Genomic DNA, 12,499 nt, shown 5'->3' on the forward strand with positions numbered 1-12,499 from the left:
AAAAACAATAACTTTGCCTTTCAATTTAATATAAAATACAAAAATCATCAATAAAAATGAGTTATTTAGTCAAGCCGAAGCAATACCATGCGATACTCGACCTGCAACAAACCGAGATGGGCATTAAACAGATTAAGGACTTTTTCCAGCAAAACCTGTCTTCAGAATTAAGGCTCAGGAGGGTAACAGCTCCTCTGTTTGTACTAAAGGGAATGGGTATTAACGACGACTTGAATGGCGTGGAGCGGGCTGTGAATTTCCCTATAAAAGACATGGGAGACGAGCGTGCAGAAATTGTACACTCCCTGGCTAAGTGGAAGCGGTTGACTCTGGCTGATTATAAGATAAATGAGGGCTTTGGCATATACACAGATATGAATGCCATACGTGCCGACGAAGAACTGGGCAACCTGCATTCACTATATGTAGACCAATGGGACTGGGAAATGGTAATGTCTCCCAAAAACAGGGATATTGAATTCCTGAAAGAAATAGTAAGACGCATATATGCAGCGCTGGTACGCACCGAATATCTCGTTTATGAGATCTTCCCGGCTATTGCACCTATCCTGCCTTGCGAAATCACATTCATACATTCAGAAGAATTACTCAGGATGTATCCCGACCTGTCTGAGAAAGAACGGGAAAACAAAATCGCTCAAAAACACGGTGCTGTCTTTATTATCGGGATTGGTGGTATGCTAAGTAACGGAAAACCTCACGACGGGCGCGCTCCTGACTATGACGACTGGACTACCCGTTCTGAAAACGGATATCATGGTCTGAACGGAGACCTGATTGTCTGGAATCCTGTATTAAGACAGGCCATGGAGCTCTCTTCAATGGGCATCCGTGTTAACAAGGAGGTTCTGCTTGAGCAACTTAGACTTACCGGACTGGAATCACGGAAAGAGCTTTATTTTCACAGACGCCTGATCGATGGCGAGTTACCTCAGTCCATAGGAGGAGGAATCGGACAATCACGCCTTTGTATGTTCTACCTGAGGAAAGGGCACATTGGAGAAATTCAGGCAGGCATATGGCCAGCCAAAATGCGTAATGAGGCCGAAGCATTAGGTATGCCTTTGATATAGGATCAACTCAGAAACAGGTAATTAGTTACCATATATATTTAATTCGAACAAAAGAACTGCCATTGGGTAGTTCTTTTGTTTTGAAACTGAATAATATACCTTTTTTGAAAGAAATAGAAAAAAGGTGAAATTATGATAATAGGTGACATATATAATACAGAAAGAGGAAAAGTGAGTTTTTTTAATGAATAAATTTCCTTAACTTTATATCCGTAGAAGGATGCCCGGAAAGAAGGCATCCTTTATTTTTGATATGAAACTTGCTTAAAAATATAAAATGACATGAATATGGATAATACAATTACCATTCACTGCACAAACACCAACACATACAAAGAATTTCCGGCAGGTACGGATCTGATTAATATCCTGAAAGAATTTAATATCAACTCCAGATTCAAAATTGTAAATGCAAAAGTAAACAACAAGACCGAGCCACTCACATACCAGGCATACCATAATAAAACTGTTACGTTTGTTGACATGACAGACAACTCAGGTATGAGAACTTATGTTCGTTCTTTATGTTTCCTTCTGGCCAAAGCCGTTGGCGAACTATATCCCGAAGCCCAACTATACCTCGAACACCCTATTTCTCTTGGATATTTTTGCAGGATCAGCAATGGCGACACGCACGTCATCAACGAAGAGGTGATAAATGCCATAAAAACCAAGATGCAGGAATACATAGAGGCCGACCTACCTTTCGAAGGCGTGGAAGAAGAGACTGTAAAAGTTGTGGAAATGTTCCGTGACAGGGGATTCGACGATAAGGCTATCCTTCTGGAAACCTCCGGTGAGTTGTATTCTAAATATTACCGTATGGGCGATACCGTCGATTATTTTTACGGTTGCCTAGTCCCGTCATCAGGATATGTCAATTTGTTTGGTCTGGAAGAATATAATGACGGCTTACTGCTTCGTGTCCCTAACCGTTCCAATCCTGTCGTGCTGGAACCGGTAATATCACAACCTCAAATGTATAATGTATATAAAGAGCATCTTACATTTTTGAATATTGTCGGTCTGGATAATGTAGGCGACATGAACAAGGCCAACCTGTTAGGAAGAATGCCCGATGTGATCAAAATATCGGAAGCTTATCAGGAAAAGACCATTGCAAATATAGCCGAAAAGATAGCTCACAAAACAAAAGACGGAGTTAAGATTGTTCTAATATCCGGTCCGTCCTCGTCAGGAAAGACCACGTTCCGATTGAGACTCGAAGTTCAGTTAATGGTAAATCTCGTAAAACCCGTGGGCTTATCTTTGGACGATTATTTTGTGGACAGGGAAATGACTCCGCTGGATGAAAACGGAGGATATGATTTCGAATCTCTATATGCTCTGGATATCGACAAATTTAACGAAGATCTGGAAAACCTATTGAAAGGAGAAGAGATAAATTTGCCGACATTCAATTTCACAACGGGAAAAAGAGAGTATAAAGGAAATAAACTGAAACTGAAAGAAGATTCTGTTCTGGTAATAGAAGGAATACACGGATTGAATCCCGAGTTGACATCATCTATACCTGATTATCAGAAATTTAAAGTATATGTATCGGCATTGACTACCATCTCCCTTGACAACCACAACTGGATACCGACAACAGACAACCGCCTGCTGCGCCGTCTGATCAGGGATTACCGTTACAGGGGTTATTCGGCCATAGACACTATTTCGCGCTGGCCGAGTGTACGCAAGGGTGAAGACAAGTGGATATTCCCCTATCAGGAAAATGCCGATGTGATGTTCAACTCTGCTATGATGTACGAATTTGCCGCCTTACGCCTTTATGCCGAGCCTATCTTATCTCAGGTACCGAATAGTGCGCCTGAATATGCAGAGGCTCACAGGCTGCTGAAATTCCTCAAATATTTCAATTATATTAATGACAGGGAATTACCTCCAACATCTTTGTTACGGGAATTCCTGGGAGGAAGTAGTTTTAAATATTAGAATTTAGAAATTTATAAGCTGACTTATAAAAGAATTGAGTATATTTCGAAAAAGTATATCAAAATTAATTTTTGATATACTTTTTTCTTTTTCAAGACTAAGACCAGATTATGAAAACAACTCTGATTTCCACTTTTTTCCTTTTATTATTATACGGTTGCCAACCATCTTTACACCATATAGATACAGGTCACACTTTAGAATATAGGCTTGGAGATAAATCTTTATTTACATATAATTATGCTACCGTATATCCTCCTGCAGGAGCTGATTCAGTCTATCAGCGCAGCGGTTTTTTCCACCCTGTTAATAGCATTAATGGCGAAACCCTTACGAATCTGTCACCTCCCGACCATTATCACCATTACGGACTTTGGTATGCATGGACCAAAACCACTTTTGAAGGTAAGGAGATCGATTTCTGGAATGTGGGTAAGAGACAAGGAACAGTATCCTTCAGGAAATTTACCGATATATCTGATTCCGGATTCAGTGCTATTCTCGATCATATTGCATACCCTGATTCTCTTTCCACGCAAAAAGTAATGAAAGAAAATCTGAAAATAAAGATAGGGAAAACACCCATCTCCGGCTATTATATCGATTATACAACAACTCTGCAATGTGCGACTGATAGTCCGGTAACTTTGGAGCAATACAGATACGGGGGACTGGTAATTCGTACACGCGAAGACTGGACACCCGCCCGGGCTGATTTCCTGACATCCGAAGGCTTTACACGAAAAGATGCTGATAATTCGGACGCACGCTGGGCCTACTTCCAAGGAAAAGCAGATAAGGATGATGCGTGCATTCTCATTTTGTCACATCCGTCTAATCTGAATCATCCGGAACCATTACGGGTATGGGACGAAAATGCAAACGCCGGAACGGGAGATATGATGTGGAACTTCTCTCCTACCAAAAAGCAGTCATATACTTTAACTCCTTCTGAAAAACTGATATTACATTACCGTATTTTCATCCTTGATCAATTAATAAGTCCCGATGATGCAGAGAAACTATGGCAGGTATTTTCGAAAGAACAACATTAATAATTGAGATTGTTAAAACCTGACAAACCTGACACTTCGCTACGCTCCGTTCAATGTGCTGATTAGTAAATATGCCAATGTGCCAATGATGGTAATCAACAAAGAATTCCAGTTCTTTTTTTACTTTGTGTATCAAAAAAGTTACAATCAACAATCGCCGAAGCGAAGGCGAGGCAAACCTGACAGATTGTTCAGTTAACAGTTAACAAAAAATACTTATAACTTCTCTCCCATCGGATTACAACCAACGGTCAACGGAGAGAAACGTAGTAAAATCCACAAAAACGAAAAACTTGTTTACTTGTATCTCGTTTACTTGTCAACTTTATCCATGTCAAAGATCGCTTCTGCCAACTACTGTCTACCGGCTACTCGTATTATATTATACAGATAAATTTCTCCAAAAAAATACAACCTCAACGACTGATTGATATTAATAACAAAAAATGGCTACCCATGCAATTGGATAACCATTTTTATTTAATATCGCTATTTTTTACTTCCTCAAAATATACTTATCTGCTAACTCGCCGGTAATTTTATTACCTTCCATGTCAAGCATTATCAATGTATTTTCTCCAACGAAATACTTACCCGATTCACCGTCCAATCCTTCAAGAGTAATGGTGTTTCCTGCATCATTCCAGGTATATTTTCCTTTATCCTCGAATGTTTTATCGCCTTTACCGATATACTTCATTGTTTTCACATAAGTACTGTCCGACAATGTTACAGATACAATTATGCCTGAAGCATCTGCCGCCGGAATCTCGCCTTTATAAGTACCTTTGTAATCAAGAGAGTTCTTTGCATTATGCTCATCCTTCACGTTCTTAGCGATTTCTGTGAATTCTTCTACAGAAGCTTGTTCTTCCTGATTTTTTTGAGTATTGCCGCCACAGCTTGCCAGAAGCCCTGCTACAGCAATCATCATTACAATTTTTTTCATTTTTGTTTACTCTTTTTTCTGTTCACTATTATGTAATTTAACTTCGTAGCCCAATTTCTCAATTGCAGCCTGAAGTTTTTCGACTGTCGTCTGGCTCTTTTTGAATTCTATTTCAACTGTTTTTTTCGCAAGATCAACTTTCATATTGGTAACCCCTTTTTCGAATGCGATATTGTTCTCAATCCGTTTCTGACAATTTTCACATGTCATCGACACATCGAAAACAACTTTTTCCTTATCATTCGCCGGTTTTTTATTTTGTCCGAAAAGCGTCATACTCGCTCCTAACGCTAATAATATCGTAATTACAAAAATCCTTACATTCATAGTTTTAATACTGATTAGTGTTTATATAATAACGTTTTTAAAAGAATAAAGTTTACAAAAATACATTTTTAGCCCATATCACAAAGACATGTGATAAGATTTCGATCGCCAAATGCATTATCTACACGGGCTACATTTATCCAGAATTTGTTCTGTTTTACGAACTCCAACGGATAAGCAGCTTTTGATCGTGGATAGGCATGATTCCATTCGTCGCCACACACTTCATATTCAGGATGGGGCGCATTTACCAGCACATTATCTTCCTTGGTGTATGTTCCGTTTTCCACTTCTTTTATCTCTTGCCATATCTGATTCATTGTATCCACAAAACGGTTAAGTTCTGCCAGACTTTCGCTTTCAGTCGGCTCTATCATTAATGTTCCATGTACAGGAAAAGAAAGTGTCGGCGCATGATAACCATAGTCCATCAGGCGTTTGGCAATATCCGATTCCGTAATACCGGAAAAATCTTTCACATTGCGGCATTCGAGGATAAGCTCGTGCCCTACCCTGCCGGTGATGCCTCTGTACACCACACCATAAGTATCTTTGAAGCATTCGGCCAGGTAATTGGCGTTCAATATGGCAATCTTGGTAGCATGTGTAAGACCTTCTGCTCCCATCATACGGATATAACCGTAAGTGATAGGCAATATCCCTGCACTACCATAAGGAGACGAAGCCACTGTATTCACTGTACTACCGTCCAGTTCAGGATGGTGAGGAAGGAACGGGATCAGATGCTCAGCCACACAGATAGGGCCTTCTCCCGGTCCGCCACCACCGTGAGGAATAGCAAATGTTTTATGCAGGTTCAGGTGGCAAACATCAGCGCCTATAAAGCCCGGATTAGTCAGTCCTACCTGCGCGTTCATATTCGCGCCGTCCATATAAACCTGTCCTCCGTTGTCATGAACCACTTTGCACATTTCCTTGATCTCCCTTTCGAAAATACCATGTGTAGATGGATATGTGATCATACAACCTGCCAGATTATCTTTGTGCTCTGCTGCCTTTGCCTTTATATCTTCGAGAATCACATTTCCCTGATCATCACAGGCAACCGTTACTGTTTCATAACCGGCCTGTATGGCTGATGCAGGATTTGTTCCGTGAGCAGAAGCAGGAATAAGGATGATATTACGATGTCCCTGCCCGATACTATCCTGATACTTCCGGATAGTCATCAGCCCGGCATATTCACCTGCCGCGCCCGAATTAGGTTGAAAACTGACTCCCGCAAACCCTGTGATCTCCTTCAGGAATTCTCCCAATTGGGTTATCAGCTCGGTATATCCCTGAGTTTGGGATTCCGGCGCAAACGGATGGATATTCTGGAATCCGCCCAGTCCTAAAGGTAACAATTCCGATGCAGCATTCAGTTTCATAGTACACGACCCTAACGAAATCATAGATTGTGCCAAGGAAATATCTTTACGATCGAGACGTTTGATATAACGCATCAATTCGGTTTCTGTATGATACATATTGAATACTTCATGCTGTAAATATTCGCTCTTACGCAGGAAGTTATCTTTGATAGCCATTTTTTCAGGCAGATCGTCTATCATATACACCTTCATACGCTCGACCGCAAGAGAGAATACAGCTAACAACTCATGAGCCTTGTATTCGGTAATTGTTTCGTCAACACTGATACCCACCTCGCCACCTTCGAAATAGCGCAGGTTAATATCCCGCATTTCGGCTTGTTCACGCAACGCATACTGAGAAAGTCCGCCAGGTAAAGCAATCTTCAATGTATCGAAGTATTGCTCATTCAGAACTATATAACCTAGCTCCTTCAACTCATCAGCGATCAGTGCTGTTGCCGAATGAATTCGCTTAGCGATATTCTTCAATCCTTTTGGCCCATGATATACGGCATAGAAACCGGACATAGTAGCCAACAGAGCCTGAGCCGTACATATATTGGACGTCGCTTTCTCGCGTTTGATATGTTGTTCGCGGGTTTGCAAAGCCATGCGATAAGCCGGTTTACCATAGGCATCTTTAGAAAGTCCGATGATACGTCCCGGAATATTACGTTTGTAATCTTCCTTCGTAGCAAAGAATCCGGCCGACGGGCCACCGTAGAACATAGGAATACCAAACCGCTGGCTGCTTCCGAAGGCAATATCTGCGCCCCATTCTCCCGGAGGGACAAGCAATGTAAGCGCCATCAGGTCGGTAGCGACTGCTACTTTACAGTCGACGGCATGCGCTTTTTCGGTAAATCCTTTATAGTCGACAACATTTCCATTCGAATCGGGATATTGGATAACTGCCCCGAAGAATCCGTCTTTCAGGTCTATTATTTTATAATCTCCGGCAACAACTTCGATTCCCTGTGGAGCCATACGTGTGTTGATAACAGCCAGTGTTTGAGGAAATATATTTTTATCTACGAAAAGCTTGTTAGCGCCATTTTTTATCTGGTCGCGGCTACGCAGATTGAACATCATTGTGGCAGCCTCAGCTCCGGCAGTTGCTTCATCGAGCAATGAGCAGTTAGAAAGAGGCAGGGCAGTCAGGTCGCTCACCATTGTCTGAAAGTTCATCAGAGCTTCGAGGCGGCCTTGCGATATTTCTGCCTGATAAGGCGTATATGATGTATACCACACGGGGTTTTCGAATACATTCCGGTAGATAGGTGCAGGACATACTGTATCGTACCAACCCATACCTATGTATGATGCGCAGATACGGTTTTTTGATGCCATCAAAGCCATTTCCTCAGCATATTCGTGTTCGCTCAATGCTTCGGGAAGCCGCAGGCTTTGCTGTAATTTTATATTTTGAGGAATAGTCTGATCGATCAGTTCATCCAGAGAGCGAACTCCGATCTTTTCCAACATTACTTTTTCTTCTTCTGTACTGATGCCAATGTGGCGATGCTGAAATCTTTCGCTTTTCATGTGTATCTACTCTGTATTAGGTTATTACTGTAAATAAAAATTACTTTTAATTTCTTCTCTTATGGTGGTTAGTGGACCATGTCCGGAATAAACAATGGTATCGCCCGGCAAAGTCAACAGTTTCCCCTTAATGCCATCGATCAGTTGCTGATGGTTTCCTCCCTCAAGATCGGTACGACCTACACTGCCCCTGAACAAAGCATCCCCGACAAAAACACAGCCGGCATCCTGATTGTAAAACACAATGCTACCCGGAGAATGCCCCGGCACTTCGAGTACGATCAACCGTTGATTACCAAAAGTTACCACATCATTTTCATTAAGATATTTACCTATTTTAGGTATTTGGGAAGCTTCATCATTAAATCCGAACATTTTCAGCTGTTCAGGAAATTTCTCCAGAAGGAATTCATCTTTTATATTCGCTTCCGGTTCCAAGTGAAACCGTTCGTATATAAAATTATTACCAAATACATGATCGAAATGCAAATGCGTATTCAACAGGTGCTTTACGATAAGATCATTATCAAGAATAAAGTCCAGCAACAACGCTTTCTCTTCCTGAAAAAAACAGCCCGGATCGATAATCACACATTCTTTCGTGTCATCGTAGGCTACATATGTATTTTCCCTGATGGGATTGAACTCAAATATTTTTACTTTCATATTTTGTTAATTTGACTATCTGTAAAAAAACGGTTATAAAGATACTTCTTTTAGAATATAAAACTAATGATTTTTGCTTAGAACTTGTGTTATAAATATACAAAAAGGCAGCACCTTAATGTAAGGTACTGCCTATTGTATTAACTTATTAGAATTCTTTCAGTTTTCTGTTTTCACTTCTTCTTTTTCTGTTTTCACATCCTCTACTGCTTTGAATAACTAATACTTAGGCTATAGACACCAATCGCTATTTTAATTCTGTAAACTTTTTCTCAATTTTCATTAACCATTTTTTACGCGTTTCCACTGAAACACTTTTAACCATATTAAGACTAATCCATTTACGATTAGGACATCCTATTTTCCAAAGCGTTCCTTTCAATAATGAATTTTTAATAGCATTTCCAAATATCAGCTTATAAATAGTAGAAGGAGTATTCATGGTTGTAATGACTGTTACTCCCTTAAGTTTTTTTAGTCGAAAAATCATGCTTGTCGATTTTCCGTAATCGTAAGCGATTCCAGGAAATATCACTTTGTCAACAAAGCCTTTAGTTAGTGCAGGCATTAATTCCCACCAAATAGGAAAAATAAACACAAGATGCTCCGCTTCTTCCAACCTCTTTTTATACTCCGTAACTTGTGGATCAAGCATGGTATAAGCATCTTCGGCATTGTTTCTTGCTTTCGCAAAGGCAGCAAGATCCTTCCCTCTCATTACAGGGTCAAAATTGTCCTTATCCAAATGAATTAAATCAATTTGGTGACTACCCTTTTCTAATCCTGATTGTACCGCTTCTAAAATAGCGTTGCAATAACTCTTTTCATATGGATGATTAAATACGATTAAAGTTTTCATATATTTTGAATTTAACTATTTCTTTTTTCTATTCCATCCCAATCCTTTCATCATCAATGAGAATCGGGTAATGATATGAATCAATACAAATACTATCATAACAAGACCAAGCCTGTAGTGCCATATCCCGGCAGAGGAATTTCCACCCTCAATAAAGAAAACAAGAATAACTCCTGTAATTATCTCTATCAGAAACAATACAGATAGGATTGTTGTGATTTTACTTTTTTTACCGATACCATTTTTTATCAAACTCTTATACCATCCCCAATGTGCTTTTACATGAAGTCCACCAAATAAAAGTGATAAAATGGCTGTGATAACATGAAAATGTGTCCAATGCGTCCATGTATCATGTCCGCTAATGTGTCCTGCTACATGCAATTTTAACCCGCTGTATATTACGAGCGCAAACACAGGTATCAGGATTAAATCTACTATGAATATAGGCTTCCCTTTTATGAGTGAAATTTTCCTCTTCATACTTTTATGTGTTAATTTTGGCAATTTTACGAATTGCATCACATTGGCATACTTTGACACATTTGTTGCAACCTGAACAACTTTCAGTTTTTTTGAGTACAATATGTTTATGCCACAAAACAACCATTTTACTTAGAATTTGACTTGTGCAAACATCTATGCATTTCCAGCATGCAATACACTTGCTGGTATCTAATTTTATGAATTTGGTTGATTTTGTTCTCATTCCGCATCTGTTTTATGTTAATGCAAAGGAATGAAATTGGCAGAAAAGCGGAAATAGACAAACAGAGGGGATGCTTGGACTATTTAAGGTATTTTGCCCTAAACTGTGTCGGCGATAATAACGATGCTTTGGAAAACATACGGGTAAAGTAAGCCCAGTCTTCATACCCAAGTTCAAGAGCGATTTCTTTGACGCTCATGGTTGTATGAAACAACAAGCGTTTAGCCCGAACAATAATTTCGTTACGAATACATTCTCTGACGGTTAGTCCTGTTGTTGTCTTAACCGCTTCATTTAGATATATGGGGGAAATATTTAACTTAGCCGCATACTGCGATGGACTTTTCAATGACTGATAATTAGCAGATAACAGCGTCTTGAATTGAAAAGTAATAATAGTTGTGCGTTTATTAGCCTGAATGGGAAGACCTTTTTGATATACTTCCGCAATTATCCCTATATAAGACGATAGCAAATCATGTAACACACCCAGACTAACCGATTGATTTTCAACAGAAAACCTTCGTTCCAAAATAGAAATACAATCCTGCAAGTCATCTATTGTGGATTCGTTCGGTTCTATTTGGCTTTTGGAAAGAGAGCTTCTCTCAAATATCTCCTTATACTTGTCTTTTACATGCGAACGGTCTACAATTAATACCCATGCACTGGTATCTATGCTATGGTCTACTAAAAGATGTACTTGTCCAGGTAAGATATAATAGACTGTATTTTCTCTTAGTTCGTATTCTTTAAAATCTATCAGCAGTTTAGCATTGCCTTTTTCAATGAAAAAGAAAATGTAATAGTCATCTCGATGGGCATAGTCTATATTTAGATTATGCCCATCTTTTGACATATGCTTTAGTTTGGCTATTGCTCCATCAAATTTTTCCGATATTTTATGTATTGGAATTTTATTCATAAAACATATAAGATACAGTGCAAAGATAACTTCATATTAATGAAGTTACTCTATTTTTTAGGATAAGTTATATTCTGTCGGTTATCTGCTTTTCCAAACTTTCCAATTTATGCGATAGTATTTCCATGTCTTGGCTGATCTTTTCTTTTGTTATCTTAGCATAAATTGGGGTGATTTTAGTATTGGTATTCCCCATTATTGGGCTAACACAGTCGGTTGTCCTCGTTTGTCCGCTTCTTGCTTTTTGTTCAGACTTTTATTTTAGAGAATAGTTAGTGCGCAAAAAAAGCATCCCACAAAATGGAATGCTCTATATGTTAATCATTTAACTACAAATCAATAAGCTGCAGTAAAACGCTTACGTGAGAACTTATGATTTTCTATTTCGTCTATCACGGCAACGGCAAGGTCTTCGACCGACAAGGTCGATTCTCCGTCTTTACCAAATACCGGCTCGTCTGTTCCCAGCCTGTATTTGCCTGTCCTTCCGGTTTTTATACCCTGATGCATATTGATGGCCGGAGAGAACATAGTCCAATCCAATTCCGTCTCTTTCTTTAACACATCAAGGTAATCTCTTGCGGCAGTAGCTCCGGGTTTTATACTTTCGGGAAAATCGTCTCCATCGACAATTTGTTTGCCATCAATATACAGGCTCCCGGCTCCCCCAATGACGACATAACGCTTAACGCCGGCTTCTTTTACCGCTTCCTGAATGATTTCCGATCCTTTCATAAAATCATTATAAATATCAGGATTTGCCCAGCCTGCATTAAACGCGCTTAATACAACATCGTTACCTTTCAATACATTTGTTAACGCTTTGGCATCAGTCACATCTACGGCTACTGTTTTGGGATTTCCATCCTTCACTGGTATTCTTGCCGTATTACGCGCTATCGCCGTTACTTCATAATTCCTATGCAATAATTCTTGTAATAGAGCCGAACCTACAAATCCTGTGGCTCCAATTAATGCTACTTTCATATTTTTTCTTTTTTGATGATTATTCATTCATAGTATATATAACAA

12 protein-coding genes and 1 pseudogene are annotated in these 12,499 nt (G+C 39.5%); 3 read left to right on the forward strand and 10 right to left on the reverse strand.

Annotated elements, in window-relative coordinates; translation table 11 throughout:
- The first annotated feature begins 56 nt into the window (after positions 1 to 56).
- The 3 genes from asnA (at position 57) to GGR21_RS02815 (ending at position 4,111) form a co-directional block, all read left to right on the forward strand.
- Positions 57 to 1,094, forward strand: a complete 1,038-nt coding sequence (gene asnA / locus GGR21_RS02805; protein ID WP_183305657.1) for an aspartate--ammonia ligase — start codon at positions 57 to 59, stop codon at positions 1,092 to 1,094.
- A 288-nt stretch (positions 1,095 to 1,382) separates the two neighbouring features.
- Positions 1,383 to 3,056, forward strand: a complete 1,674-nt coding sequence (locus tag GGR21_RS02810) for a nucleoside kinase (RefSeq protein ID WP_183305658.1) — start codon at positions 1,383 to 1,385, stop codon at positions 3,054 to 3,056.
- A 110-nt stretch (positions 3,057 to 3,166) separates the two neighbouring features.
- Positions 3,167 to 4,111, forward strand: a complete 945-nt coding sequence (locus GGR21_RS02815; RefSeq protein ID WP_183305659.1) for a DUF6807 domain-containing protein — start codon at positions 3,167 to 3,169, stop codon at positions 4,109 to 4,111.
- A 496-nt stretch (positions 4,112 to 4,607) separates the two neighbouring features.
- On the opposite strand, the gene GGR21_RS02820 is transcribed toward GGR21_RS02815, so the two are convergent.
- The 10 genes and pseudogenes from GGR21_RS02820 to GGR21_RS02860 form a co-directional block, all read right to left on the reverse strand.
- Complete coding sequence (locus tag GGR21_RS02820; RefSeq protein WP_183305660.1) at positions 4,608 to 5,060, reverse strand: copper resistance protein NlpE; 453 nt, start codon at positions 5,058 to 5,060, stop codon at positions 4,608 to 4,610.
- Positions 5,061 to 5,066: 6 nt separating this feature from the next.
- Positions 5,067 to 5,387: a heavy-metal-associated domain-containing protein gene (locus GGR21_RS02825; protein ID WP_183305661.1), complete on the reverse strand. Its 321-nt coding sequence runs from the start codon at positions 5,385 to 5,387 to the stop codon at positions 5,067 to 5,069.
- A 68-nt stretch (positions 5,388 to 5,455) separates the two neighbouring features.
- A complete protein-coding gene (gcvP, locus tag GGR21_RS02830; protein WP_183305662.1) occupies positions 5,456 to 8,308 on the reverse strand; it encodes an aminomethyl-transferring glycine dehydrogenase in 2,853 nt (950 codons plus the stop codon).
- Positions 8,309 to 8,332: 24 nt separating this feature from the next.
- The gene (locus GGR21_RS02835) at positions 8,333 to 8,974 is read right to left on the reverse strand and encodes an MBL fold metallo-hydrolase (RefSeq protein WP_183305663.1); all 642 of its coding nucleotides are present in this window, start codon (positions 8,972 to 8,974) and stop codon (positions 8,333 to 8,335) included.
- A gap of 247 nt (positions 8,975 to 9,221) precedes the next feature.
- Positions 9,222 to 9,833, reverse strand: a complete 612-nt coding sequence (locus tag GGR21_RS02840) for an NAD(P)H-dependent oxidoreductase (protein WP_183305664.1) — start codon at positions 9,831 to 9,833, stop codon at positions 9,222 to 9,224.
- A gap of 15 nt (positions 9,834 to 9,848) precedes the next feature.
- Positions 9,849 to 10,316 carry a DUF4405 domain-containing protein gene (locus GGR21_RS02845; RefSeq protein WP_183305665.1) on the reverse strand — a complete coding sequence of 156 codons (468 nt, stop codon included), beginning with the start codon at positions 10,314 to 10,316 and terminating at the stop codon, positions 9,849 to 9,851.
- Between the two features lie 4 nt (positions 10,317 to 10,320).
- Positions 10,321 to 10,542 (reverse strand): 4Fe-4S binding protein, encoded by a 222-nt coding sequence (locus tag GGR21_RS21105; protein ID WP_183305952.1) that lies wholly within the window; start codon positions 10,540 to 10,542, stop codon positions 10,321 to 10,323.
- 79 nt (positions 10,543 to 10,621) lie between these two features.
- Positions 10,622 to 11,467 carry an AraC family transcriptional regulator gene (locus tag GGR21_RS02855; RefSeq protein ID WP_183305666.1) on the reverse strand — a complete coding sequence of 282 codons (846 nt, stop codon included), beginning with the start codon at positions 11,465 to 11,467 and terminating at the stop codon, positions 10,622 to 10,624.
- A 67-nt stretch (positions 11,468 to 11,534) separates the two neighbouring features.
- Positions 11,535 to 11,675, reverse strand: a pseudogene (locus tag GGR21_RS20860) (site-specific integrase); the annotation flags it as partial.
- Positions 11,676 to 11,803: 128 nt separating this feature from the next.
- A complete protein-coding gene (locus GGR21_RS02860) occupies positions 11,804 to 12,454 on the reverse strand; it encodes an NAD(P)-dependent oxidoreductase (protein WP_183305667.1) in 651 nt (216 codons plus the stop codon).
- Positions 12,455 to 12,499 lie beyond the last annotated feature (45 nt).

It is taken from the genome of Dysgonomonas hofstadii, from assembly GCF_014196915.1.
Classification (GTDB): Bacteria; Bacteroidota; Bacteroidia; order Bacteroidales; family Dysgonomonadaceae; genus Dysgonomonas; species Dysgonomonas hofstadii.